The sequence below is a fragment of the Dorea sp. Marseille-P4042 genome, from assembly GCF_900290215.1.
Classification (GTDB): Bacteria; Bacillota; Clostridia; order Lachnospirales; family Lachnospiraceae; genus Dorea; species Dorea formicigenerans.
Genome location: NZ_OLMI01000002.1, coordinates 948,393 through 974,493 on the forward strand (window position 1 = coordinate 948,393; position 26,101 = coordinate 974,493).

The following is a 26,101-nucleotide window of genomic DNA, read 5'->3' on the forward strand; positions in this document are numbered from 1 at the left end:
GAAATGCCATTACTCACCAAATTTTTCTTTAAACGCAGCTTTATAATCTTCCACAACCCATGGTCTTCTTAAATCATATTTAAAACAATCTTCTATATTGCTATCAAACATTTGTGCAATACGAATAGAGTAATCATTTGGTTCACCACAATTCTTAATGACTGACCATACTCCATTGTTATGATGAGCTCCTCCAAACACATGATATTCAGCAAATGAATGTGATTTCAAAAGCTTCGTGTAAAATTCAATATTTCCAAAAATATCCGGATCCATTTCACTTTGATACATAAATGTTGGCGGGAATCCAATACAATCCTCTACTGTTGCATGATTAGCAAGTGCCTCTGGTCCTACCCTGTTAGAATCAAAGTTTCTACCTAACCATTGATATAATCCATCATGCTGTTCAACAGAATCCCATACACCACTATAGAAAGAAGATCCATCTTTCTCTCTATCGTCTGTCTGTGCACTAACCGTTACAATTCCTCTTGGACTATATCCATATCTCTTCAAACGGAATGCTAATGCCAATGCAAGGTGTCCGCCTGTACTTGATCCACTCAATACAACTTTGTTTGGATGAATACCAAGCATATCCGCATTGTCATCCATCCATTTATATGCTGCATGTAGGTCATTGATTGCAGCCGGATACTTTGCCTCCCATGAAAGTCGATAAATCGGAACAATACCAATGCATTTATGTTCCTCACAAAGTCGCTCAATCGGATATGCATTAGGATTCAGTGAAACGAGTGCTCCTCCAACCACATAGTAAAGCACACGATTCTTACGTGGTTTTATATTTTTAGGTTTCACTACCCACACTTCCACTGGTGTGTCAGGCTCTTCTTCACACCCTGGCACTTCGTGTTTTTCGATATCGCAGGTATGTTCTGTACTCCACCACTGATCATAATATGCCTGCTGTCTCTTTTTTCCCAACTTAAGTTTTTCTTCATCCGAAACTTCTGGGTTGTACAAAGTTGCCGTCTCAACATTTAAAGCCGGATCTATGTACCAGAAATCTGCTCCATCCGGGTGTCCCCATTTCGAATCTGTAATGTCGGTAATCCTGTTACTTTCCGCAATAAGTTGAGATCCTTTGTCATTCAATTTTTCAAAATTTCTCTGTGACATGCCATTTCCTCCTTACATAACATATTATCTTTTTTCAAGGTCTCTGATTCCTTGTCTTACTGTATGTATATTATAGTTTTATAAAAATATGAAATCATTGTTTTTTAAAACAAAAAAAGAAGAAGATTTTTGTATTTTCTGGCAATTAATTCTTCTTCTTTAATATTCTATATTTTCTGTCATTTATTTTCTAAACTTTGCATTCACTTTGTTGTAAATGCTGATATGCAATAATTGCTAATTGTAATCGAAATCTGGTAAATCATCCAGATTTTTCACCAAAGAGCCTACTACCGCACTCCAAGTTCTTCCTGAAATGACCTTTTTTATCTCTTCAAAAACATTTTTTAATTCTTCATGAACCACACTTCTTCGAATATTATTTGGAAAGGGAACAAATGAAATCATAGTCTCTCCATCTAAAAAAGAAAGTAAGTTTTCGTTTTTCTGTGTCACATAATTTGAAACAATTCCTTCTGCCTGTGTGAACTACCCATTGTCTAAAGCCAATGGGCTTCCTGCTTCGCAGACCTCGTAACCTACTATCTCCACAGGCGTTAATTCGGACAGTCCCTGTCCTATATTGTTATTCCTTTTATGCTATTTGTCTTAATCCTTCTTCCAGTATATTCTTTGCCGCATTGATATCTCTGTCATGGTTTGTTCCACAGACAGGACATATCCATTCCCTTACTGATAGATTTTTCGTCTCTGTATTTTGGTATCCACAGACTGAACACAGCTGACTACTAGCATAAAATGTATTTATCTTGATATATTTTCTGCCATTCCACTTTGCCTTATATTCTAACTGTCTTGTAAGCTCATACCATGATACATCACTTATAGACTTTGCCAAATGATGATTTTTTACCATGTTTTTTATCTGCAAATCTTCTGAAACTATCACTTGGTTTTCGCTGATAATCTCAAGGGACATCTTGTGCAGATAATCTTTTCTGGTATTTGTTATTTTTTCATGGCATAATGCTATCTTTTTCTTTGTTTTGTAGTAATTTTGACTTCTTTTCTCTTTATGGGCTAACTGCCTTTGCAGTTTTATCAGTTTCTTTTCGTATTTTCTGATGATTTTTGGATTTTCGTATTTCTTTCCAGCTGAAGTAATACATAACTCCTTAATACCTAAATCTATTCCTGTATTTTGATTTACATGTGGCAGTTCCACATGTTCTGTTTCCACTAAAATTGATACATAATATTTTCCACTCGGAATTTGTGATATCGTTGCCGATTTTATCTGCCCGCTAAAATTTCTATGCAGTTTTGCTTTTACATTTTTTAATTTAGGCAGTTTTACTCTATTTTCCTCGAAATCTACGGCTATATTGCCATTCGTAAAATTTGTTGTATATGACTTATGATTATCGTGTTTACTCTTAAACTTCGGATAACCTGCATGTTCCTTAAAAAATTTCTGATATGCAGCATCCATGTTGTAAATCGCATTTGTCAGAGCAAATTTATCCACTTCTTTCAGCCATTCATATTCTTTCTTTAATTGTCTGTTGCAGTAATTGTTACAGTCAGTTTTACTAACTGACTTTTTCTCTTTCTCATATACTTCTTTCCGGCATGCCAGTGTCTGATTATATACAAAACGGCAACAGCCAAATGTTTTTGCAATTTGTATTTTCTGCTCATTATTAGGATATATTCTATATTTATATGCCTTTAACATCCACTGTCATCTTCTTTCTCAACCTTGAATTTCTATATATCTCTTCAGCATTTCTTCCGATACATTTCCTACACTACAGGCAAAATATCCATCTGTCCAAAAGGTATGTTCTTTCCAGAATTGTTTTCGTAAATATTGGGGATATCTTTTCCATATATGGTATGTTGTATAGCTCTTCATCAGGTTTACAATCTTACTAATAGACATTGTTGGTCCTGTCTCTATCATGTAATGAATATGGTCTTTATCCGTTTCCATATATCTGATAATAACACTGTTTCTTTGACATATCTCATATGAATACTGCTTTATATCATCTGATATCTGTCTCGAAACCAGTAATTTCTTCCTATATTTGCAGACGAAAATAATGTGATATTGTAATAGGTATTTGTGTCTGTTTTTAGATTTCCATGTTCCCATGCCATGAATATACAATAATTTCTGATTTTTTGCTACCTTAACCCACCGTCTAAAGCCAGTGGGATTGCGGTAGCCTTATTTCAAATAAAGTCATTATCATCTCTCCTCCAATCTTTCACTCTTAAACAATCTTATAATAACATAGTGAAAAATAATTTGCAAAAGACAAGAAAAAAGTCTTAAACTTTGCAAATAAAGTTTAAGACTTTTCAAATAAATGCCGCAGACCGGAATCGAACCGTTTTAAGTAATCAAAAATACTGATAGAAAGGGACTTTGGAGACTTCATCAAGTCTGCGGTGTTCAAATGTTTCTCATTCACAAACCGTATTTTTACTTGTAAAATGCTTCAATAGCTTGTGCTAAGAAATCAGCAGTACCTTCACCATATTTCTCATCAGTCATAGACTTAATTCTTTCGTTGCGATAATACTGTGCCTGTGCCATCATAAAACCTTGTTCTTCTTTTATTTGTGAAAACTGCTTCATAAGTAAGCCATATTCTTCAACAACTTCTTGAACTTCCGAAGAATTTACATCACAATTTCTTTTTGCAATTAGTTCTTGCAAAACTGCTTCTATTCGTTTGTTGTAACTGTCAGCTACGTCTTTGCTAATAGGATTGTTGACTACAGATAAATATTTTTCTTTTCCTCCATACCACTCAACAACTTTGGCATAGCCTTTTTGCATTTCTTCTGATGAGACTGCCTCAATATAATGCTTTTTCCATTCTTCAACACTTCCAAACTCTTTGACAGCAAGTTCTTTCATATTGTCGGGCATATGTTCAAGCATAGTTTGAAACATTTCTTTCACTTCTGTTTTACTGAAAATTGCAAAATCCATTTTATTCTCTCCTTTCAGAATATCATCAATGCTGGTAATCAGACGTTCCATACGTTCTTTTTTTGCTACCAACATTTTTCTCTGCATTTGCAAAAGCTGGTTTCTTTCAAGAACCGGGTTATCCATAACAGCTTTGATTTCTTTCAATGGAATATCAAACTCACGGAAAAACAAAATCTGCTGTAATGTTTCCAATGCCTTATCGTCATAAAGCCGGTATCCCGCATCACTTTTTTCTGTTGGCTTTAACAATCCAATTTCATCATAATAGTGAAGCGTGCGAACGCTGATACCTGTTAAATCTGATATTTCTTTTACTGTCCTCATAACTGCTGACCTCCTGTTCCTGATAAGATAACTTTAATCTATGACGTTCCGTGAGAGTCAATAGTTTTCAGTTCAATAAATTGATTTTTCATCTCGACAAGCTGGAATTTGTAATTACATTCCATACATATTGGCATTCTTTACAATCACTCTATCTCCTTTTTCTAATTGTTCCTTAGAAACTCCTCTTAACCCAAGTCCAACATGTTCTGTTTTATATCCACAACCATTTGATTTTCGTTCTTTTGTATGTATATCGATGGTAGTAATTATAGTCTCTAATACACCTCCATTTGTTTTATAAACACACGCATTTTCTCCTTCTCTACACATTCCTGTTGATATGTTTCCTGTGGCAACTGTTCCAACCCCCATAATTGTAAATACATCATCAATAATCAATTCAAAGTCTTCTTTTAAACATAATGGAACATCTAATCTGTTCATATACTCTTTTTCTCGCTCTTTTTTGTTTTTACCAAATAATCCCATAGTGTTTCTCCTTTATAACTTCAAGATTGTCTAATTCTCCCCCCACATTATAGTTCCATTTTCTAAGCAATTCAATAAAAAAGAATAACATAACAACACACCACCTGTGCTGTCTGCTATCCTTTTCGACTTACCACCATTATTCATTCGCTGTCCGTATCTTTCAAAGACTAACGTTCCGCAGGATGCCCAGAGCGACGGTTCCTAACAGGGCGGAGGGTCGGCTGGGCAAGTGGACGGTTCTCTACACATTCCCTATTCTGCCAGATATTCTATCGCCGATTCTCTTCTTCCCTCATATTTGTCTTTCGCAAGAAGTTCATTGATAAAACACAGCAGTATCTCCGTGTCATCATCGTCCAGTAAATCCATTTTCACCAGTATATCAAGTTCTGTCTGGTTCTTTGGATGTACGGATACTGGCTGGGACATATCAACCACTACTTTCAGCCGATTGGTTTTCTGTGTAGTTTCAATATCCGTAGTCAGTCCCATGACATGGCTTTTACTTACTCCAAATATCTGCGACAGCTTTTCCCATATAGATTCATCTCTCGGTGTTCCATTGCCGTTCTCATAGTTTGTCAGCATACTCTGCGAAATACCCAGTTCTTTTGCCAGTTCCGCAACCGTGATATTGCTTTCTTTTCTCAATTCTTTTATTTTGTTCACGTTCAAGCACCTCCTTCATAAACACATTATATTTCAAGATTTTCCGTCCGTCAATCTTTTTATCGGATATTCAGATATTTTCTATTGACATTCTGCAATGCTTGTTTTATCATAAGATTATCTTAATATCTGATAATCAGATATTTATAAGGAGGTGAAACGATGATTAGAGGAAATGACTTTATTTTAAATCCAGACAAACTGCACGAGGAATTTCAGTTAGTAGAAGTTTCTGACTGGGTAGACTTTTCTACAAAAGAAAAATTAGGATTCTACTATACAGTTCTTCTTCCAAAATTAAAGTTTGAAAAAGTCAAAGTAGGCATTAAAGCTAACACAGCGATTGTTACCAACGAAGAACTTGAACAAAAAGGGCAGATTCCAGTCTCATTTGATGGATTACATACTTGGGCTAGTCTCTATAATGGACGTCTTTCTGTCAAAGCAGAAGCTTCCAAAATCAGAAAAGTGGGAATGAAATAATTTTTCCCATTATGTCAGCCAGTCAGTGCCGGACAACGTCATAGGTGCTGAACTGGCTGACCTCTATACTTGATATATAAAACAACATCTTCCGAAAATAATCGGAACATTCATTACAAAAATTGGGATATGAGGTGAGATTCGTGAGCAAAACAAAAGAGTGTTTTGCATACAATACGAAAATCATTGAAACTCCTACTACAAAAGAAGTATATATTTACGAAAACCCTATTTTTATTCACTCGAAAGAAAAGGCAGATTTAACAGACACAAGTAACCGAAAAAAATTTGATGAAATGTCAGCTCATAAGCAATATGACAGTTTAAAACGCAAGCAGAAGCATTACGAACAGGCTCGTTGGGATATTGCCCGTATTGTTGACTGCAACTTTGATAACAAAACAAAATTTGTAACGCTGACATTTAAAGAAAACATTCAGGAAATCCTGATAACTAACCGAGAATTTAAGTATTTTATCCAGCGATTAAATTATTATTTGTACCATACCAAAACCCAGTTATTAAAATACCTTGCAACGTGGGAGAAACAGAAGCGTGGAGCAATCCATTATCATGTTATTTTCTTTGATTTTCCGTATATAGCAAAAGAAAAATTACAGAATTTATGGTCACATGGATTTATTAAAATCAATCGCATTGATGTAGACAGCAAAGAAAACAGAGGTCGTTATCTTAGCAAATATTTTGGAAAAGACCTTGATTTGAAAGAACATAAGAAAAAAGCCTTTTTTAAATCTCAAAATCTGAAAGTTCCACACGAAACAAAAGTCATGCTGACCGAAGACATTTTACATGACTTACAAAAAGAAAATATCGTCTTTCAGAAAGAATACACAAGGCAAATTTACGATACCAACGCTTTCTTATCTACTGGTTCATGCTTAAAGGACAGCAGTGTTATCTACATCAAAATTAAAAAAGAAAATCCTTGCGTAAAGGGGGAATCTTATGGATAATCCCGTTACGTTTTCAGATATAACATTATTGAATACGTTAGCCACCTGTGCTAACATGACCACAGATGAAGTCTTCAAAGATTTTAAAATTATGGCAAATAAAAAAATCTTGAAGAATCACAAATATGAAATTTATTACTCGGAATCAGAAAAAAGCTGGCGTACTTATTTACCCGATGAAACCAAACCTAACAAGCGTCGTCCTGTTAAGAGGAAGAGTAAAGAGAACCTTGAAAAAGAAATCATCAGATTTTATATCGAAAAGCAGAAAGCTGAAAACCGTCAGAATGTCACACTGGAAGAATTATATGCTGAATGGCTTTTGTATAAAAGAGATTATACTTCCGTAAAAGCAAAAACAATTCAAGAATATGTATCTGAATGGAATAGATTTTTCAAAGATACAGAACTTGTTAAAATGAAGATAGGCGAAATCAAACCAATCACGCTTATCCGCTTTTTCAGAGAAGCTACAAAAGACCGACAGTTCACGCACAAGCGAGTCAGTAATGCCCGTTCTGTTTTGAATGGAATCATGAGTTATGCGATTGAAGAAGAAATTATATCACATAATCCTGTCTCTGATGTGAATTTCAAACAGTTTACCTATAAGCCAGTAGAATTACAAAGTGACAATGTATTTTCCCGTGATGATACGCATAAGTTATTAAATTATCTTCGGTGTATCATAGAGCCATATTCTCTTGCAATACAGTTATCTTTCTATCTGTTTATCCGTGTTGGAGAAACAAAAGCTATCCGTTGGGAAGATATTGACTACAATAACAGGCTTGTATATCTTCACAGACAGGCGACCTGTGAACGTACATTGAATGATGATTTAACATTCTCAAGCCGAAAAGTAAAAGTAGTAAATCAAATGAAAGGAAATACTTCTCATGGATTCCGTAAACAGTTCCTTACAGACGAAGCACTTAAAATTCTTCACAAAGCAAAGGAATTAAATCCAAATGGAATATATGTCTTTGAACCCAACGGCGAGATTATGACAACAGACAGCTTTAATCGCCGTTTGAAGAAATATTGCAAAGAAGCCGGTGTTCCTTATCATTCCAGTCATAAAATCCGCTTTTACAATGCTTCAACAGCTTTTGACGGAAATAATCTTACAACCCTTAGTTATTTAATGGGACATAGTGAGACAGCTACAACATTGCATTACTTGCGGAATGTCAATAAGAGGAAGAATGACAGGCTTGCTTTTCAGAATCTTGGTATTTCATCATAAAGTGTTCAAAGGTGTTCAAACATTTTAAAACAAAAAAATAAGAGAAACGCTGTAAATTCAACGTTTCTCCCATTTTTAACTAATGCCGCAGACCGGAATCGAACCGGTACGGGAGTATAAGTCCCGCAGGATTTTAAGTCCTGTGCGTCTGCCAGTTCCGCCACTGCGGCGTACAAGATGAATCGCGCCAACTCCGAAGGAGTTGTGTGCATCGATGCGAAGCATCGCGTCACATTTCGTGATTACACTACTTGCAAATCGTGATAACTTACTATCACGAAATGGGACCAATAGGGCTCGAACCTATGACCCTCTGCTTGTAAGGCAGATGCTCTCCCAGCTGAGCTATGATCCCATATTCAAAAAAATAAACGTGATATCATACAAATGATATCAACGACCCAGAAGAGACTCGAACTCTCGACCTCCGCCGTGACAGGGCGGCGCTCTAACCAACTGAGCCACTGGGCCAGATAAATGGACCTTCGGGGACTCGAACCCAGGACCGATCGGTTATGAGCCGATTGCTCTAACCAGCTGAGCTAAAGGTCCAAAATCATTAAGTCCCGTTTAGGAACTAAGCCGATGATCGGACTCGAACCGATAACCTGCTGATTACAAATCAGCTGCTCTGCCAATTGAGCCACATCGGCATAATAAAAATGACTCCAACGGGAATCGAACCCGTGTTACCGCCGTGAAAGGGCGATGTCTTAACCGCTTGACCATGGAGCCATATTCTTTATCGCTTGTGTGTTTTTCGTGTGTATCACTCGCGACGAATGTTATAATATCATAGCGCAAGTGTTTTGGCAACCCTTTTTTTAATTTTTTTTATTTTTTTTGCAAAAACTTTTTATAATCCCCGAAAAGCCCCGTAAATACAGTGTTTTCAGGATTATAACTTTCCCCCAAAAATTTTACCTTCCTATCAAGATAGTCATAATTTTGTTCGTTGATTTGTTGTTAAATCATCTCCTTTTTATTTTAGGAAATTTACACAAACTACGATAAAATGTATCATTGTATTTTGCAAAGTTTTTCCCTTGATACCATCTTTCGTGTGTGCTACGATAGACAAGCATTACTTTTCAACTACATATTAATAAGAAATAAGGAGATTTTACAAATGAAATTTTTGAAACAATTCGGGATTATTCTTGTCTTTTCTTTCATCGGAGAATTGTTGAACCATGTACTTCCGCTTCCAGTTCCTGCAAGCATCTATGGAATTATATTGATGTTCACCTGTTTAAAATTGGGTTTCTTCCCTCTTTCAGAGATTGAAGAAACAGGTCGATTTCTGATTGAAATCATGCCACTAATGTTTATTCCAGCTGCTGTAGGACTTTTAGAAGCATGGGATATTATTCGGTCAGTATGGATTCTGTACCTTGTTGTTACTATTTTCTCTACTATATTTGTTATGGCTGTCTCTGGCATGACTACTCAATATATGATTCGTTATTCCGCTTCAAAAAAAGCAGCGTTAAAAAAAGCTTTGTCTGCCAAGGAAGGGGAATGTGGCTATGGAATTTTTTAACAACTCTGTCTTTTTCGGGGTACTGTTAAGCCTTCTCGCCTACGGTATTGGCGCATTATTAAAACAGAAATTCAAACTTGCCATTTTCAATCCGCTCCTTATCGCAGTAATTATAGTAATTGCTGTTTTAGCAGTTTCCGGAATTGATTATAAGGTATATAATGAAGGAGCGAAATACATTTCTTATCTGCTTACACCAGCTACAATCTGCCTTGCTATTCCGCTTTATGAACAGTTCGAATTATTGAAATCCAACTGGAAAGCAATTGCGGTCGGTATTTTCAGTGGTGTACTTGCAAGCCTTGGAAGTATTCTTGCCATGGCAGTCCTATTTGGATTTACGCATCAGGAATATGTATCATTTCTTCCAAAATCTATTACAACTGCGATTGGAATGGATGTATCAGAAGAACTTGGAGGATACGTTTCCATCACCGTTGCTATCATCGTATTAACAGGTGTACTGGGAAATATGTGTGCAGAAAGCTTATGTAAGCTTTTCAAAATCGAAGAACCTATTGCCAAGGGTATTGCCATCGGCACTGCTTCCCACGCAATCGGAACTTCCAAAGCTATGGAGCTTGGGGATATTGAAGGCGCAATGAGCAGCTTGTCCATCGTAGTATCCGGACTTATCACTGTCATTGGTGCGTCCGTATTTGCACAATTCATGTAAGATATCAGAATTACGAAATGTATCGCATGAATCTATCCATAGTATCTTAGAAAAATAAATTACAAAGGAGACTCTCTCATGCCAGTATTTGATTTTAGTAATCCTGAATCAACAACGACAACAACCGAAGTTACTTACACTACATTTCACTCTGATAAAAATGTTGCTACTCCGGAAGATCCGATTCTTCTTCTGGACAATGCTCCCCGCCAGTGGGCTCATCATTCCTGCGGTGTATTCACAAACCCTGCAAAGCACACAGCATTTGAATTTGAAGAAGAAGATGGTATTGTCAGTGCCAATATTCTTCAGATTGATTCCCGCTTTGTAAGCCTGATCAAATGGCTCGGCGAAAATCATATCAACGTTCGTCTGTCCGGTAAGAACCTCCCAGACGGTTATGCAGTCTACAAAATTCGTGAAATTGCCTATGGCGGTGCCACAAAATTATCTGCTGAAGACGGTTTCCTTCAGTTTATGATGGAACGGCTCTTTTCCAGCAGCGCTCCGCTTGACGAGACACTGAAAGAGGAAGACTCTGAACTTGGTGATGATATGAAACTTACAAGTATTCAGAGTATTACCGACTTCATTACTTGTGCCGGAAGAACTCTTCCTGATAACATCCGTCTCTGGGCAAGACGTAATCTGGCAGTTGCAAAATCCCACGAAGTATCCCCGGAAGAACGACGCCACGCACAGCGTGCGCTTTCTATTATGATGAATATCCAGTGGAAGACAGATTATTTTGAATCAATTGATCCTGATGAAGCAAGACGTATCTTAGACGAAGAACTCTACGGTATGGAACGCGTAAAGCAACGTATTATAGAGACAATCATCCAGATTAACCGTACACATACCCTTCCGGCTTACGGACTTCTCCTGGTAGGACCTGCAGGAACAGGAAAATCCCAAATTGCCTACGCTGTTGCAAGAATCCTTAAACTGCCTTGGACAACTTTGGATATGAGCTCCATCAATGACCCGGAACAGTTGACCGGAAGTTCCCGTATATACGCAAATGCCAAGACCGGTATTATTATGGATGCATTTGCAATGGCAGGAGAATCTAACCTGGTTTTCATTATCAACGAGCTTGATAAAGCTGCTTCCGGTAAAGGAAATGGAAATCCAGCCGATGTATTGTTGACACTATTAGATAATCTTGGATTTACAGACAACTACATTGAGTGTATGATTCCAACTTCCGGTGTTTATCCAATCGCAACAGCCAATGATAAATCCCAGATCAGTGCACCGTTAATGTCACGTTTTGCTGTTATTGATATTCCGGATTACACACCAGAAGAGAAGAAAGTTATTTTCTCCAAATTTGCACTGCCAAAGATTTTAAAACGTATGAGTTTAAAAGAAAGCGAATGTATCGTGTCACCAGAAGCTCTGGACGCTGTTATTGAAAAATTCTCAGATACGACTGGAATCCGTGATCTGGAGCAGGCTGCCGAGCATATCGCAGCAAATGCACTATATCAAATCGAGGTAAATCATGTATCCTCTGTTACATTTGATGCTGCTATGTTGAAAGAATTATTTGACTAAAATAATCTTCTGCACATTTTCTCGATCCTGCGAGGTATAAATTTTTAGAGCACTTTAACTACATCCATATGTAACTAAAAAATCTGTAATATAGGAGATTTTGATATATTTCTAAAATTCTCCATATTACAGATTTTTCACTATTTCAGTCAAACGTACTTAAAACTTCTCAATTAGGTTCAAGTCGAACATCCGTGAGACTTGGCTCGTGATTCTGGTCAGCAAAGCTGACATATTCCTATCAGAATCACTGCACATCCTCGCGGAGCATTTATCTCAGTCGGAGACCTAACTCCCACTGAGACAAATTTGCTATTACTCACCACTTGAAGAGGGGGAGTCTTCTCGACTGAGATAAATATTTATTACTGCCTTTTACGTCTGACAAGACCATAAAAAGTCAATGCAATTGCTATAGGACACATCACTTTCAGAATCGGCAATGATACATTTAAAATCGCATTTAATCCCGCACAGGAAATCACAAAACTGAAGACAGCAAATACAAGTAACCATTTAAAATACGAAATCTTCGGAACTAATTCGTGGAAATATGCAGAACAGCAACATAGCAAACCTACACATACATTAAAACATGCTATGAAAAATATAATACCAATCAATACTTTTCCATAGATACCAAAACATGCGTGAACTGCATAGGTCAGAATCTGCGTTCCATTTTCCACATTTCCGACCTTACTACTGCACAATACACCAATATATGCTGTTGCGCTATATACAATACAAAGTAAGATTCCAGCTCCAATTCCCGCCAGAATCGTCTCTTTAGCCACACCTTTCCGATTCTTCACACCAAATGCTTCAATGTTCATAGCTATAACTGCACCAAAGTTAAATGCTGCTAAAATATCCATTGTCTGATATCCCGTGACAAAACCATGCTGAAGCGCATGCCCTTTATAGCTCGCATCTGCCTGTCTTACAACTGTCGGGAACTTTACAACAACTCCCACGAAAATAACTGCAATCAAAATCAACAGAATCGGTGTCATTACTTTTCCCAGTAAATCCTTAAGTCTCGTTGGCTTCAGCGCGACTATCGTTGCTATCACAAAAAATGTAAACGAGTATATACACCGCATAATCAATAAAGACTCAGCACTGACTCCGTCAGATAAAAATGGCACGACCGCCATCTCAAAACTGGTAGATGCTGTCCTTGGAATTGCAACAAAAGGTCCGATTAACAAATGGATCAGCACCGCATAAACTGTCGCAAATGCCGGGTGTATGCTTCCCGCCAAATTCTTCAATCCATCATGCTTTGCCACAGATATCACCGCAAGAGCAGGTAATACCACCGCCGTCAGTAACATTCCAACCATAGCCGGTATCGTACTGCTGCCCGCTTCAGCACCCAGAAACGGCGGAAATATCAGATTGCCTGCTCCAAAAAACATGGAAAACAGCGTAAATCCGATTACACATCTATTTCTCATAGACAAACTTTTCATAAATCACTCTTACACTCCTTCAAGTTATTTTTTGTTATAAATTCAAGAATGCCTCGGCATTCTTGCTGCGAGGTGCGCGTCATGCAATTGCATGACATACTTCTACTGCGCACCTCTGCAAGTCTACACTCCGTTTCGGTCGGCGCAAAACCATTGTCCACCGGACAATGTGCGCCCTGCCGGAGGCTATATCAGCTGAGGGATTGACTCCCACCACTGATACCAGCTTGTTTCTCACCACCTATAAAGGTGGAGTCATCTCCCAGCTGATATTCTTCAAATGCTCTAACAATCCTGTACAACCTTCCAGTACATCATCATAGGTCGCATCAAAATTGCCCGTATACCACGGATCAGCAATTTCTGTTCCCGGACGATCCGTAAAGTCTAAAAGCATAGAAACTTTTTTCTCTGGATCTGAACCGATGATTCTCATAATATTTCGGATATTCCACGCATCCATACCGATAATATAATCAAACTCTTCATAGTCTCTTCTCATCATCTGCCGTGCCCTGTGGTTGCCACACGGAATTCCTACTTCTTTTAACTTCTGTCTCGTGCCATGATGAACACCATTACCAATCTCCTCACGACTAGTTGCAGCCGAATCAATATAGAATTCACTGGCAAGCCCCGCCTGGTCTGTTAGATATTTCATAACATATTCAGACATCGTTGATCGGCAAATATTTCCATGACATATAAATAAAATTTTTATCATATGATTTTCTCCTTGTGTTATTGAAAGATTGTGTAATTTGGCCTCTCTATGTTCTCAATCACTTAATGATATATTTTGTTCCTCTGCCTTTTCCTTCAACTGCAATCACACCCTTTTTCTCCATAGCTTTCAGTAATTGTGTTGTTTTTGATTTGCCAAATGGGACATATGGTGCAATTTCACTTATTGGTTTCAGCATCGTCTTACTTAAAAATTTGTAAATCACTTTTTCGTCTTCGGTTAAATTGACATTCATTTCAAATATCGGTAGTACAATTTTTATAGCATTTTCTGACACTTCAAATTCTGGTTTTATCAAACTCTCTGCATACAGTTGTTTGATTCGTGTAATTCCTGTTCCAAATCTCTCTACCAATCCCAGTCTGTAAAATACATTTGCAAGATTTCTATTTCTTAAAATAGATAGTTTACCTGATAAATATTCTTCTGCCGTTATTCCAGCCGGCAATCCACCAGGAGACACTACTTCTATTCTATCATCAAACATAGAAACTCTGATGTGTGAATTAATATCCCATACCCTATGAATCAAAGCATTTGCAATTGCTTCTCTGAAAGCTGCTTCCGGTATTTTCTCTACCATCTTTCTGTCAGCCCCCTGTATTACTTCATATTGGTAATAATCTCTAAATACAGCAAGTGCTTTTTCATATATTTCTAAAACCGATATATGTTCAAACATTACTCTTTTTTGAATAATACTGATATTCTCACCGAACTTAACAATATCAATTCCTGAAAAATGATTTTTATCTGCCAAAAGTCCCGCTGCATTATTATAACCATTTATATTGTCATACAGGTTCAATGTCTTTAAAGTATCTTGATTGAAAGTTTCAATGTAAATATTTTCTTTCAGTTTACACTGTAAAATTTTAAAAGATAGCTCCTGATCTTTACAAGGTAATTCTTCGAAGCTAATATTTTTTCCATCTAATACAAGCCTTGAAAATTCCAATGTATCTACCTCTATCGTTGCTGTATCATTTCGTTTGTATGCTTTTGATTTATATAAATACGGTTTTTGAAGACCACTTTTTACAGTAAGTTTTATCGTCTGGTCATTATTCTGTATTTCAAGTGTATAGTTTGGTTGAGGTGATATACTGTCATTGATTTTATTTTCGATATCCAGACAGGCCTGTTTTACATCTGGCAATCCTTTCACATTTCCATTATCATCAACCCCAAAAAGAATTGTTCCACCATTGTAATTCGAAAAGGCACTAACTGTTTTCAAAAAAGTATTCGTAATCGTTTCCTTGAATTCTAATATTCTTGTTTCACGCATAGTAATCGTTCCCTTTCCAACCATAATGATTACATTATATGCAAAAATGCGCAAAAAATCAATCGTATTTTTTTACGATTGATTTTTTAATTGATTTTGAGTGTAGTATTATTTTTTGACCAACTGAATTATGACAACTTTTTTAATTATTCCGATTCGGTCTTCCAAAGGTATAAATAAGGTGTAAATTATCTGTTTCTATCTAGAAAATCCTACAAAATCAAGTCTTTCTCGCCATACTTTAAACGTTGCCGTGACAGATAAAAAGTACTCTAATCATAAAATTCTCCTGTTCTGAAATGCCCTGTATTGCCGAGTTTTGCGTTGTTTTATCGGCTTTTCAGGGTATTATATTTTTTTGTTTAAAACTACACTTTTTGCAAAATACTTCAACTCATACTTATTCCCCTCCTAAATTGCAGCGAATATTTCCAGCCGCATTCTATACATTAGTATAGCAGAATAAATCTGGTGCCTCCATTAGAAACACTCGAAATCTTCCCATATTGCATGCTCTTCATACTTACAATTATTATAATTCTTCTTGTTTTCAGACAAGCTATCCCTTATACTTATTAAATAAAGAAATATAGTTCTTATTTCATAGGGGGACATTACAAAATGAAACATTCTAAAAGTAAAAAAAGTGGTTTTACTTTAATAGAACTGATTGTTGTATTAACAATTTTAGCAATTCTTGCCGCACTACTAATTCCGGCATTAACAGGCTATATCGAAAAAGCGAAAAAAGATAAAGTCATCGCAGAAACTCGAATGCTGCACGAAGCAGTACAAACTGTAACCTCTGAATTATATGCAGGTTCAACGCAATGGAAAGCCTCTAGTGGAGCGATAACACTTGCCAGTTCTTCTGGAAATCCTGCCCCAGCCAGTAATGGGCTTGCTGGTGTTAATCTGAAAGATTCCTACATTGAAACGGTAAAATTATCCGAAGTACCAAGTTTGCAGGACGGATCCGGTCATTTCTTAGCTCTCATCAATGGAAACGGAAAGGTCCATAGCATCATTTATACTGCTAGAGGATACTTGGGATTGTACAGTTCCGATACCAAACAATATGAAGCATATAAAATCGGTGAAACAACAGATTATGGCACAGTAAGTGATTCCTCATATTCTAGTTACTATAGTTCGATTTATTATCTTGCTGCAATTGATGAAGGTAACTCAACCGATCCAAATGCTTCCTATGCATGGTCTTGCGCCGGTATTCGCGCTCTTCTTGGAATCGGTGAATTTCAATAAAAGAAGAAGCTCTGCATCTTTTAATAAAACAACGCTCACACGCGGTTTTAAAGATGTAGAGCTTTTATTTTACATATAAAAATCGATGAATCTTGCAAAACAAGTGGTTCTCCGTGTATAAGCAATGCTTCCACCAATCGCACTCTCAAAGCAACCTCAATCTTAGAAATTATTGAAAAAACCAAAGCAGATAATTCCTGCTGTCAGACATTCATTCCAGTCTTTCTTTACTGGTCTTAATCGCATTACCACCTTATCGTTTGGGATTTTTTCTGCAAGATTCTCACAGGCGGCGTTTCCGGCAGTATCATTATCAAGGCAGAGATAAATCTTTCGGATATTTTTATGATCTGCAAGATACTGCATCAACGCCCTTTCGCTTACCCCGCTCAATGAATTCAAGAATGCCTCGGCATTCTTGCTGCGAGGTGCGCGTCATGCAATTGCATGACATACTTCTACTGCGCACCTCTGCAAGTCTACACTCCGTTTCGGTCGGCGCAAAACCATTGTCCACCGGACAATGTGCGCCCTGCCGGAGGCTATATCAGCTGGGGGATTGACTCCCAGCTGATATACTTTTTTCAATCTTCCTATTTTAGTTTTCTATATTCTTCATCACTTACCGGTTCAAGCCATTCATTGGAACTATTTTCGCCCGGCACTTCTATTGCCAGATGTGAAAACCATTCATCCGGTGCGGCTCCATGCCAGTGCTTAACATCTGTAGGAATATTGATGCAGTCACCTGGCTTCATTTCTACAGCTTCTTTACCTTCTTCCTGATAATATCCTCTTCCGGCAACACATACCAGGATCTGTCCACCTCCACTTTTTACATGATGGATGTGCCAGTTATTTCTGCATCCAGGTTCAAATGTCACATTAAAAATTCCAACCTGAGAAGTAGAAATCGGTGCAAGAAAACTTCTGCCGGAAAAATACTGTGCAAAGCCATCATTTGGTGCACCGATTGGAAATGCCATCTCTTTAGCATGCGCACGCATCGCTTCCTCTTCGTATGGCAAATCTCCTTCGCCTGCTTCCCACACTTCCTTTGCAAGATTGAAAACAGCCCATGCTTTTGGCCATCCTGTATAGAATGCAACATGTGTGATTACAGCAGCAATCTCTTTTTGTGTCACACCCTGATTTTTTGCATTTTGAAGATGATATTTTAAAGAAGAATCCGTAATTCCGGAAGCCATCAGCGCAACCACTGTGATAATACTTCTTGTTTTTACGTCGATATCCTGGTTATTCCAGTTTTCGCCGAAAAGTACATCATCGTTAAAATGTGCAAATTCCGGTGCGAATTCACCAAGTGTATTTCTTCCTGCTGTCTGTATTATTTTTCCCATTTTCTGTATACCTCCATAATACTGTTGTTTATAAAGAGTTTACCCATTCACAGATTTCCTGTTTTGTTCCACGATTTAACAGTCTGCCTTCTATAATAACTGCGTCTGGTGCAGATGACTGCAATTCTTTCACAGTGTTCCCAAATCCACTTCCTCCGGACGTTGCAAAAAGCACAATCTTTTTACCACTGAAATCATAAGCTTCTAAAAATGTATTGATGATTGTCGGAGCCACATACCACCAGATTGGGAATCCCAGAAGGATCTCGTCATAAGAACTCATATCCATCTCTTTTTTCATAATCGCCGGTCTATATTTTTTATCACTCATTTCCACACTGCTTCTGGATTCTTTATTCATCCAGTCAAGATCAGGCTTTGTATATGGAACTTTCGGCTCAATCTCAAACAAATCCGCTTTTACTTCCTCTGCGATCATCTCTGCTACTTTTTTTGTTGTTCCGCTTGCACTGAAAAATGCCACTAATTTTTTACTCATAATAAAAAGCCCCTTTCTTTGCGTATTTTTCACAAAAATAGATGTATAAGATTTACATTCATCTTACACATCTATTTTAAGCTCTATCACTTCATTATGTCTAATGCTTATATTGAATTTTGTTTTATGCCTGGAAAGCATTAATCTCCTCGATCACTTTACGGACTGCCAGCGAATATGGGATATTCCGTCGCCAGGCAATCACAGTGCTTGTCGTGATTTCAGGAGAAATTCTTCGCTGTACAAGAATATCCTCTCGCCAATACTTTGCAGCACCTTCGATTGATATTGGATAGCCCAGTCCATTTACCGCCATGACTCCTGCATTGGTTCCAAGATTACTTGTAAAAGCAATCTGAAGTTTTGAATAGTCTTTTCCAAACCAATTGGCAAGTTCACTTTGAACACTCACTCTTTCGGGCAGTATCAATGGTTTTCCTATGAGATCTTCTTTTTTATAAACTCTTTTTCTGCCAGTGGATCATCCGGCCGCATTCCGACACACCAGTGATCACAATCTGTGATTCTGATATAATCCAGCCCTTCGGTGTCCACCGGCTCCATGAATAATGCAATATCTACAAGTCCTTTGTTCATCATCTCATACACTGCATCTGCTGTTGCAGTATGCAATACAATCTGAACCAGCGGATATTTTTCTTTATACGTTTTACATATCTTCGCCAATGTCTCCACTGCCGCAAATTCACCGCATCCAATGGTTATAGTTCCCTCTACAACCTCTTCTTTTCCTTTCAGTTCCTCCAGCGTCCTTTCCTCAAGATTAAGAATCTCCAGGGCACGCCTTTTTAATAAAATTCCCTCATCAGTAAGCGAAATTTTCTTCCCTCTTCGAATAAATAATGTTATTCCCAGGTCCTCTTCAAATGCCGCCATCTGTCTAGATAGCGTTGGCTGGGTAATATGCAATTGTTCTGCTGCTTTTGTAAAGCTCTGTTCTTTTGCTACGGTTAGAAAATAGCGTAATAGTCTTAATTCCATATCTTTCATATTCCTACAAATTTTTTATTGTATCCATTCTTGCTGCGAGCACTTCTGTCTTGCTGATCCCACCAAGGAAAAATGCTTCATTAATGGATACACCCCTTTTCTTTAAACATCTGCTGCACATAAGACAGTTTTGTCAGGAAGTTAGCAAAAGGACCTTTCGCCATCGGCGTGTTCGCATTTGCTTTCTACTGTATAGAATTAAAAATACGAAGACATGTATTTGCATTCTTCCGAAACTATCACTTGGTTTTCGCTGATAATCTCATGGGACATCTTGTGCAGATAATCTTTTCTGGTATTTGTTATTTTTTCATGGCATATTGCTATCTTTTTCTTTGTTTTGTAGTAATTTTGACTTCTTTTCTCTTTATGGGCTAACTGCCTTTGCAGTTTCACCAGTTTCTTTTCGTATTTTCTGATGATTTTTGGATTTTCGTATTTCTTTCCAGCAGAAGTAATACATAACTCCTTAATACCTAAATCTATTCCTGTATTTTGTTTTATATGTGGCAGTTCCACGTGTTCTGTTTCCACTAAAATTGATACATAATACTTTCCACTCGGAACTTGTGATATCGTTGCCGATTTTATCTGTCCGATAAAATTTCTATGCAGTTTTGCTTTTATTCCTTTTAATTTAGGCAGTTTTACTCTATTGCACCCGAAATCTACTGTTATATTGCCATTCGTAAAATTTGTTGTATATGACTTATGATTATTGTGTTTACTCTTAAACTTCGGATAACCTGCGTGTTCCTTGAAAAACTTCTGCCATGTTTTCNGTTTTACTCTATTGCACCCGAAATCTACTGTTATATTGCCATTCGTAAAATTTGTTGTATATGACTTATGATTATTGTGTTTACTCTTAAACTTCGGATAACCTGCGTGTTCCTTGAAAAACTTCTGCCATGTTTTCTATTTCTGCATATTATTTTTCTACCAATATATATTCCATTTGTCTTTCTTTCGTTCGCATTCCCATTTTTTCATAAAATTTCTCTGCTGAAGTATTTCCTTCCCATACATTCAATGTCACTTCATAGCACCCTATCTGTTTCGCTTCATTTTTTACATATTCAAACAGACTTTCGCCAACATGCTGACCTCGAACCTCTTGACTGACACAAAGATCATCAATAAAAAACGTCTTAAACGGAACCATGTTGTTTGAAAAAGGCTGCTCTTGTAATTGACAAAATGCATACCCTACACAAACATCATCCTCATCCACCGCAACATATATTGGCTTTTCTTTATGTTTCAAAAGCTCTCTCAATTCGTCTATCGTATATTTGGTCGTGCCCGGAATAAAAATATCAGGCCTTATATCTGCATGAATTTGTAACACTTGCTCTAATAACTCTAAAATTCTCGGAATATCTTTTTCTTTCGCTTTTCTGATAATCATTTTTACCTCCATCCATTCTCATTCTTCTGTAAAACATTTATCTACTGTTCGTTTATCACGCTCTATCTTGTTATATCAAACATTTCCCTGCAAATCATTTTTCCACATGATGTTTTGAAAATATTATGATAGGCTTTTAAAGCCGCTTCTTTCGATAAACCATCTTCCATAATATTCACCAGGAAATCAGCCTCTACCAATATCTGATAATCTATACCATCAATATTATTATACGTATGATGATGTGCAATCAAATACTGCACCCGCTCCGATACCTCTTGTTCAAATCCTAATTTTCTAAGCAGCTTTTCTGCTATTGCAGGACCTTCTTTTTCCTGTAGTTTTCCATTGCAATCACCATATTTTTCTTCACAGAAATGAATTCCAATATCATGTGTCAAAGCTGCTGCTTCAATGGTAAACAAACCTTTCTTATCTACATTTTCCGTTTCTGCTATCAATTTTGCATAACTATGCACTTTACAAAAATGTTGAATTCTCTTTGAATCTCCTCTATATAACTCAATCATTGCTAAATGTAATTTATTTATCATCTAAAATTTCCTCCTCTTGCACATTATAATAATTCTCAAATTAATCCTATATTTCCCTTGATATCCATCACATTTTCCTTGTTGAATCCATATCATTAGAAACCATTAATTCAAAATGCTTTCGATTTGTTTTTATAAAACCTTCTTTTTGTAACTTTGATATCTCCGTAGACATTGCTGCACGGTCAATACAAAGATAATCTGCTAACTGCTGCCGGTCAAAAGGAATATCAAAGGATAAAGATGAATGTCTGATGGATTCGGCTGACAGATATGACAATAGTTTATCTCTTGTCGTTCGCTTGCCAACATGTGTGATCTTATCGTTCAAGATCAGTATCTTATTTGCCAGGACACTGACCAGGTTACGAATCAACTTCTGATGATGCTCGCATGCAGTTGGACAAGTAACCAGAAGCTTCTGGACATTTAGGAAAATAATTTCACAGTCCTCATCTGCTACCACACTGATATTCAAAACAGCACCCGGACTTGCCGCATATGGTTCTCCGAAAAAATCACCGGCATGACATTTTGATAAAATATTTCGATGCCCCCAAAGGTCTTCCTGGATAACAAGAACACAGCCTGACACCACAAGTCCCATTACTTCTGTAGAATCTGCTGCTCTGAAAATATAAGAACCTCTCTCTTTTGAAACTGTTGTTGCCTCTACACAGTGCAATATGGATAATATCTCGTCATCCGTAAGACCTTTAAAGAAAGGACTGTTCCTTAAAATGGGTAAAAATTTTTTCAAAATTGTTCCTCCTGTTGGAAATCAAACATACAAGTTGCATTTATTATACTATGATTCTAACAGAAATAAAAATTTTATGCTATAGACGGAGGTTAAAAATGATAAGAAAGATTATTCGAATTGATAAAGAAAAATGTAATGGATGCGGTGCCTGTGCAGATGCCTGTCATGAAGGTGCCATTGACATCATTAACGGAAAAGCAGAATTGGTAAGAGAACATTTCTGTGACGGGCTTGGTGATTGTCTCCCGGAATGTCCTACAGGTGCCATTTCTTTTGAAGAAAGAGAGGCTCCTGCATATGATGAAGAAGCCGTAAAAGAAGCGCAGAAAAAAGTATTTGCCAAAAATCAGGCAATGTCTACACACACCGGCTGTCCTGGTTCTAGAAGCATGCAGATTCAGCGATCCGAAACACCTGATACCATAAAATCAACTCCAGGCGTAGAGCAGCTATCAAAACTTCAGAACTGGCCAGTACAGATTAAACTGGCACCTGTAAGTGCACCATATTTTGACGGCGCAAAACTATTAATCGCAGCCGATTGTACTGCTTATGCATATGCAAGCTTTCATCAGGATTTTATTCGGAATAAGGTAACATTAATCGGCTGTCCTAAATTAGATCAGGTAGATTATAGCGAGAAATTGACTGCGATTATTCAAAATAACAATATTCAAAGTGTAACCATCGTAAGGATGGAAGTTCCTTGCTGTGGTGGTCTGGAGATGGCAGCAAAAAAGGCGCTTCAGGATAGTGGAAAATTCTTACCATGGCAGGTTATAACGATAAGTATTGATGGGAAAACTATAGAATAAAAAAGGAGGATACAATAATGGATAAGAAAATGTTTTGCTTTCAGTGTGAGCAGACCGTCGGATGCGCCGGATGTACAGGAAATGCCGGTGTCTGTGGAAAAAAGGCAGATACAGCCAGATTACAGGATGAACTGACGGGTGCCTTGATTGGTCTTGCAAGAGCTGTCGATAGTACAACAGCTATTTCCAAAAGAACCGGACAGATTATAATTGAAGGGCTGTTTACCACAGTTACAAATGTAAATTTTGACGATGTCTCAATTGAAAACATGATACAAAAAGTCCGAGCTGAAAAAGAAAGACTGGTTCCTGACTGCAGCAAATGTCAATCATCTTGCGGTAAAACAGACGAATACGATATGCAACAGCTGTGGAATGCCAACGAAGATATACGCTCTTTGAAATCTCTGATTCTTTTCGGAATTCGTGGAATGGCTGCCTATGCCTATCATGCAAATGTTCTGAATTATGAAGATACTGAAGTGAATCGCTTCTTCTGTGAAGCATTATTTAAGATTGGTTATGAAGAAAATGCAGATGCACTGCTTCCTACAGTACTAAAAGTAGGAGAAATCAACCTGAAGTGTATGGCACTTCTTGATAAGGCAAATACAGAAACCTATGGGACACCAGAACCAACCAATGTTACACTTACAATAGAAAAGGGACCATTTATTGTTGTAACCGGACATGATTTGAAAGACCTGCAGCTTTTACTTGAACAGACAAAGGGAAAAGGAATCAACATCTATACTCATGGTGAAATGCTCCCTGCCCATGCCTATCCACTCTTAAAAAAATTCTCACACTTAAAAGGGAATTTTGGAACCGCATGGCAGAATCAGCAAAAAGAATTTGATCATCTTCCAGCTCCAATTCTCTACACCACCAACTGTCTGATGCCGCCAAAAAGCAGTTATGCTGACAGAGTATTTACAACAGAAATGGTTGCCTTCCCCGGTGCTGTTCATATTGATGAGAAGAAAGATTTTACGCCGGTTATTGAAAAAGCGCTGGAACTTGGTGGTTACAAGGAAGATCAGGTACTCACCGGCATCAATGGCGGTACAAAAGTGACAACCGGTTTTGGTCATGCAGCCATCCTGTCCCATGCAAACACTGTAATTGAAGCAGTAAAATCAGGTGCAATCCGTCATTTCTTTCTGGTTGCCGGCTGTGATGGTGCTAAACCTGGACGAAACTATTACACAGAATTTGTAAAACAGACACCTTCTGACAGTATTGTCCTTACTCTGGCATGCGGAAAATTCCGTTTCAACGATCTCGATCTTGGAGAAATCGGTGGTCTGCCGCGACTAATGGATATGGGGCAGTGTAATGATGCTTATGGTGCGATTCAGGTTGCTGTAGCACTTGCAGATGCATTTGGATGCTCCGTAAATGAACTTCCGCTTTCCTTCGTTCTCTCCTGGTACGAACAGAAGGCCGTCTGCATCCTGTTAACACTTTTACACCTGGGTATCAAGAACATTCGTCTTGGCCCTTCTCTTCCGGCATTTTTGTCTCCTAATATTTTGAATTTTCTGGTAGAAAATTACGGTATAGCACCTATCACCACGCCGGAAGAAGACATCAAAACGCTGATGAATTATAACAAATAAATTTCTTTAAATCTCTATGGAATCTCCGAAGCCGATACAGGATTCAAAAATCCTGCATCGGCTTTATGATCAGATTACTTCTGTTTCTTTTTTTACCTCAAAATACTGCTTTTAAAAAATGTGCCTGACCATACTCGAATGCCTCATAAAACAAATTGTAAAATCCCCGGTCGTTTCCCGGAAGAAAAATTCTCATGGTTTCCGTCAGTGAGAAATTTCTTGAAATTTATTATCAGTTCAATTTCTCCAATAGAAATTGAACAACTTCCCATTTTATGATATAATTTCTATTACAATTCCAACGGACAGGGGATTATTTTACCGCAAAGCGAGGTGTTTATTATGGTAATACGTGAATCTGCAGAAGATTATCTGGAAACAATACTGGTTCTGAAAAACAGACTTGGAAATGTCAGGTCAATTGATATTGCACATGAGCTCTCTTTTTCTAAGCCGAGTGTCAGCGTTGCAATGAAGAATCTTCGATTAAATAATTATATTACTGTTGATGAAAATGGTTATATCAACCTGACAGACAGTGGTATGGCAATTGCCGGGAAAATTTACGAACGTCACACATTCCTGACAAGTTTTCTGACTTCAATTGGGGTGGATCCGGAAACTGCCGCTGAAGATGCATGTAAGATTGAGCATGTCATCAGCTCAGAGAGTTTTTCCGCTTTAAAAAATTACCTCGCAGATAATGAGAACAACTAATTGTTCTGTATAAGCTGCATGAACGAAATAACCGTTAAAAAAAACAACAAAATCAAAAAATCCGGATTTTTCGCAGTCCTCACTAACCATGTGATATTACGCAAATCCGGATTTTTATATTTTTTCTTACACCTTATGGTTGGAATCCACCTTCAAAACCTGCAAATGAAAGTTCGCATTTGCCACCCAGACGGCTACAGATATTCAATGCACGTGTCATAACCTCTGGATACTGCTGATCCTTCGTGTCCACGAACAGATACTTATTATCTTCTGTGATTCTTGCTGTCTGAACATTTTCCAGTTCATTAATCTCGTTCAAAATTGCGGTTGCCATATCATCTGTGATTTTCTTAGATAAACGATAATATCTTCCCATGTTAGATTCCCTCTTTCCTATATGATTCGAGACTCACTGGCGGTGTCGGTCAAATGATTTCAGGCTCATCTGACGTATTTAGCACTCGCT

At 37.5% G+C, this 26,101-nt stretch carries 27 protein-coding genes, 6 tRNA genes and 2 pseudogenes; 10 read left to right on the forward strand and 25 right to left on the reverse strand.

Annotation, left to right across the window (positions count from 1 at the left end; genetic code table 11):
• Positions 1–9 precede the first annotated feature (9 nt).
• The 7 genes from C7E02_RS10065 to C7E02_RS10095 form a co-directional block, all read right to left on the reverse strand.
• Positions 10–1,146, reverse strand: coding sequence for an alpha/beta hydrolase (locus C7E02_RS10065; protein WP_105309475.1), 1,137 nt, complete (start codon positions 1,144–1,146; stop codon positions 10–12).
• Between the two features lie 237 nt (positions 1,147–1,383).
• Complete coding sequence (locus C7E02_RS10070; protein ID WP_005342630.1) at positions 1,384–1,602, reverse strand: hypothetical protein; 219 nt, start codon at positions 1,600–1,602, stop codon at positions 1,384–1,386.
• 139 nt (positions 1,603–1,741) lie between these two features.
• Entirely contained in the window at positions 1,742–2,845 is a 1,104-nt protein-coding gene (gene tnpB / locus C7E02_RS10075) for an IS200/IS605 family element RNA-guided endonuclease TnpB (RefSeq protein WP_105309476.1), read from the reverse strand.
• 18 nt (positions 2,846–2,863) lie between these two features.
• Positions 2,864–3,268, reverse strand: coding sequence for an IS200/IS605 family transposase (gene tnpA / locus C7E02_RS20470; protein ID WP_105309477.1), 405 nt, complete (start codon positions 3,266–3,268; stop codon positions 2,864–2,866).
• Between the two features lie 333 nt (positions 3,269–3,601).
• Complete coding sequence (locus C7E02_RS10085; protein ID WP_105309478.1) at positions 3,602–4,444, reverse strand: MerR family transcriptional regulator; 843 nt, start codon at positions 4,442–4,444, stop codon at positions 3,602–3,604.
• A gap of 114 nt (positions 4,445–4,558) precedes the next feature.
• On the reverse strand, positions 4,559–4,936 hold the full coding sequence (locus C7E02_RS10090; protein ID WP_105309479.1) for a hypothetical protein: 378 nt from the start codon (positions 4,934–4,936) through the stop codon (positions 4,559–4,561).
• A 255-nt stretch (positions 4,937–5,191) separates the two neighbouring features.
• Positions 5,192–5,608, reverse strand: coding sequence for a helix-turn-helix domain-containing protein (locus C7E02_RS10095; RefSeq protein WP_105309480.1), 417 nt, complete (start codon positions 5,606–5,608; stop codon positions 5,192–5,194).
• Positions 5,609–5,770: 162 nt separating this feature from the next.
• On the opposite strand from C7E02_RS10095, the gene C7E02_RS10100 reads away from it, so the two are divergent.
• The 3 genes from C7E02_RS10100 (at position 5,771) to C7E02_RS10110 (ending at position 8,317) form a co-directional block, all read left to right on the forward strand.
• On the forward strand, positions 5,771–6,091 hold the full coding sequence (locus tag C7E02_RS10100) for a hypothetical protein (RefSeq protein ID WP_105309481.1): 321 nt from the start codon (positions 5,771–5,773) through the stop codon (positions 6,089–6,091).
• A 143-nt stretch (positions 6,092–6,234) separates the two neighbouring features.
• The gene (locus C7E02_RS10105) at positions 6,235–7,068 is read left to right on the forward strand and encodes a rolling circle replication-associated protein (RefSeq protein ID WP_173794097.1); all 834 of its coding nucleotides are present in this window, start codon (positions 6,235–6,237) and stop codon (positions 7,066–7,068) included.
• Entirely contained in the window at positions 7,061–8,317 is a 1,257-nt protein-coding gene (locus C7E02_RS10110) for a tyrosine-type recombinase/integrase (RefSeq protein WP_105309482.1), read from the forward strand. Before C7E02_RS10105 ends, C7E02_RS10110 begins: the two co-directional genes overlap by 8 nt.
• Positions 8,318–8,400: 83 nt before the next feature.
• Here the strand turns inward: C7E02_RS10110 and C7E02_RS10115 are convergent.
• The 6 genes from C7E02_RS10115 to C7E02_RS10140 all read right to left on the reverse strand — a co-directional run bounded on the left by C7E02_RS10115 (position 8,401) and on the right by C7E02_RS10140 (position 9,052).
• Positions 8,401–8,487: transfer RNA gene (locus tag C7E02_RS10115), tRNA-Leu, on the reverse strand.
• 112 nt (positions 8,488–8,599) lie between these two features.
• Positions 8,600–8,672 (reverse strand) — tRNA-Val (locus tag C7E02_RS10120).
• A gap of 42 nt (positions 8,673–8,714) precedes the next feature.
• Positions 8,715–8,788, reverse strand: a tRNA-Asp gene (locus C7E02_RS10125).
• 7 nt (positions 8,789–8,795) lie between these two features.
• Positions 8,796–8,869: transfer RNA gene (locus tag C7E02_RS10130), tRNA-Ile, on the reverse strand.
• Between the two features lie 28 nt (positions 8,870–8,897).
• Positions 8,898–8,970 (reverse strand) — tRNA-Thr (locus C7E02_RS10135).
• Between the two features lie 10 nt (positions 8,971–8,980).
• Positions 8,981–9,052: transfer RNA gene (locus C7E02_RS10140), tRNA-Glu, on the reverse strand.
• A gap of 394 nt (positions 9,053–9,446) precedes the next feature.
• On the opposite strand from C7E02_RS10140, the gene C7E02_RS10145 reads away from it, so the two are divergent.
• The 3 genes from C7E02_RS10145 (at position 9,447) to C7E02_RS10155 (ending at position 12,099) form a co-directional block, all read left to right on the forward strand.
• Positions 9,447–9,860, forward strand: coding sequence for a CidA/LrgA family protein (locus tag C7E02_RS10145; RefSeq protein WP_005342412.1), 414 nt, complete (start codon positions 9,447–9,449; stop codon positions 9,858–9,860).
• Positions 9,847–10,536: an LrgB family protein gene (locus tag C7E02_RS10150; RefSeq protein WP_005342414.1), complete on the forward strand. Its 690-nt coding sequence runs from the start codon at positions 9,847–9,849 to the stop codon at positions 10,534–10,536. The genes C7E02_RS10145 and C7E02_RS10150 overlap by 14 nt, the downstream gene beginning before the upstream one ends.
• A 78-nt stretch (positions 10,537–10,614) precedes the next feature.
• The gene (locus C7E02_RS10155) at positions 10,615–12,099 is read left to right on the forward strand and encodes an AAA family ATPase (RefSeq protein WP_022278692.1); all 1,485 of its coding nucleotides are present in this window, start codon (positions 10,615–10,617) and stop codon (positions 12,097–12,099) included.
• A gap of 365 nt (positions 12,100–12,464) precedes the next feature.
• Here C7E02_RS10155 and brnQ read toward each other — a convergent pair whose 3' ends face one another.
• The 3 genes from brnQ to C7E02_RS10170 form a co-directional block, all read right to left on the reverse strand.
• Positions 12,465–13,577, reverse strand: a complete 1,113-nt coding sequence (gene brnQ, locus C7E02_RS10160) for a branched-chain amino acid transport system II carrier protein (RefSeq protein WP_005342417.1) — start codon at positions 13,575–13,577, stop codon at positions 12,465–12,467.
• A 241-nt stretch (positions 13,578–13,818) separates the two neighbouring features.
• Positions 13,819–14,301 (reverse strand): low molecular weight protein-tyrosine-phosphatase, encoded by a 483-nt coding sequence (locus C7E02_RS10165; protein WP_105309483.1) that lies wholly within the window; start codon positions 14,299–14,301, stop codon positions 13,819–13,821.
• Positions 14,302–14,359: 58 nt separating this feature from the next.
• The gene (locus tag C7E02_RS10170) at positions 14,360–15,613 is read right to left on the reverse strand and encodes an ATP-binding protein (RefSeq protein ID WP_105309484.1); all 1,254 of its coding nucleotides are present in this window, start codon (positions 15,611–15,613) and stop codon (positions 14,360–14,362) included.
• Between the two features lie 621 nt (positions 15,614–16,234).
• Between C7E02_RS10170 and C7E02_RS10175 the strand changes: the two genes are divergently transcribed.
• On the forward strand, positions 16,235–16,879 hold the full coding sequence (locus C7E02_RS10175) for a pilus assembly FimT family protein (RefSeq protein WP_105309485.1): 645 nt from the start codon (positions 16,235–16,237) through the stop codon (positions 16,877–16,879).
• 162 nt (positions 16,880–17,041) lie between these two features.
• On the opposite strand, the gene C7E02_RS10180 is transcribed toward C7E02_RS10175, so the two are convergent.
• The 8 genes and pseudogenes from C7E02_RS10180 to C7E02_RS10220 form a co-directional block, all read right to left on the reverse strand.
• Positions 17,042–17,281, reverse strand: a complete 240-nt coding sequence (locus C7E02_RS10180) for a toprim domain-containing protein (protein WP_144125803.1) — start codon at positions 17,279–17,281, stop codon at positions 17,042–17,044.
• Between the two features lie 191 nt (positions 17,282–17,472).
• A complete protein-coding gene (locus tag C7E02_RS10185; RefSeq protein WP_105309486.1) occupies positions 17,473–18,240 on the reverse strand; it encodes a carboxymuconolactone decarboxylase family protein in 768 nt (255 codons plus the stop codon).
• 28 nt (positions 18,241–18,268) lie between these two features.
• Complete coding sequence (locus tag C7E02_RS10190) at positions 18,269–18,739, reverse strand: flavodoxin (RefSeq protein WP_105309487.1); 471 nt, start codon at positions 18,737–18,739, stop codon at positions 18,269–18,271.
• Positions 18,740–18,863: 124 nt separating this feature from the next.
• A pseudogene (locus C7E02_RS19755) lies at positions 18,864–19,741 on the reverse strand (LysR family transcriptional regulator).
• Positions 19,742–19,978: 237 nt separating this feature from the next.
• Positions 19,979–20,662, reverse strand: a pseudogene (locus C7E02_RS10205) (RNA-guided endonuclease TnpB family protein); the annotation flags it as partial.
• Between the two features lie 19 nt (positions 20,663–20,681).
• Positions 20,682–21,161 carry a GNAT family N-acetyltransferase gene (locus C7E02_RS10210; RefSeq protein WP_005341362.1) on the reverse strand — a complete coding sequence of 160 codons (480 nt, stop codon included), beginning with the start codon at positions 21,159–21,161 and terminating at the stop codon, positions 20,682–20,684.
• Between the two features lie 62 nt (positions 21,162–21,223).
• On the reverse strand, positions 21,224–21,715 hold the full coding sequence (locus C7E02_RS10215) for an HD domain-containing protein (RefSeq protein ID WP_105309490.1): 492 nt from the start codon (positions 21,713–21,715) through the stop codon (positions 21,224–21,226).
• A 67-nt stretch (positions 21,716–21,782) separates the two neighbouring features.
• Positions 21,783–22,475: a Crp/Fnr family transcriptional regulator gene (locus tag C7E02_RS10220; RefSeq protein WP_105309491.1), complete on the reverse strand. Its 693-nt coding sequence runs from the start codon at positions 22,473–22,475 to the stop codon at positions 21,783–21,785.
• Between the two features lie 98 nt (positions 22,476–22,573).
• On the opposite strand from C7E02_RS10220, the gene C7E02_RS10225 reads away from it, so the two are divergent.
• The 3 genes from C7E02_RS10225 to C7E02_RS10235 all read left to right on the forward strand — a co-directional run bounded on the left by C7E02_RS10225 (position 22,574) and on the right by C7E02_RS10235 (position 25,632).
• Positions 22,574–23,293, forward strand: a complete 720-nt coding sequence (locus tag C7E02_RS10225) for a 4Fe-4S binding protein (RefSeq protein WP_105309492.1) — start codon at positions 22,574–22,576, stop codon at positions 23,291–23,293.
• 17 nt (positions 23,294–23,310) lie between these two features.
• On the forward strand, positions 23,311–24,915 hold the full coding sequence (gene hcp / locus C7E02_RS10230) for a hydroxylamine reductase (protein ID WP_105309493.1): 1,605 nt from the start codon (positions 23,311–23,313) through the stop codon (positions 24,913–24,915).
• A gap of 342 nt (positions 24,916–25,257) precedes the next feature.
• Complete coding sequence (locus tag C7E02_RS10235) at positions 25,258–25,632, forward strand: metal-dependent transcriptional regulator (protein WP_005341353.1); 375 nt, start codon at positions 25,258–25,260, stop codon at positions 25,630–25,632.
• 133 nt (positions 25,633–25,765) lie between these two features.
• Here the strand turns inward: C7E02_RS10235 and C7E02_RS10240 are convergent, their stop codons facing one another.
• Positions 25,766–26,011, reverse strand: a complete 246-nt coding sequence (locus C7E02_RS10240) for a hypothetical protein (protein ID WP_005330927.1) — start codon at positions 26,009–26,011, stop codon at positions 25,766–25,768.
• Between the last annotated feature and the right edge of the window lie 90 nt (positions 26,012–26,101).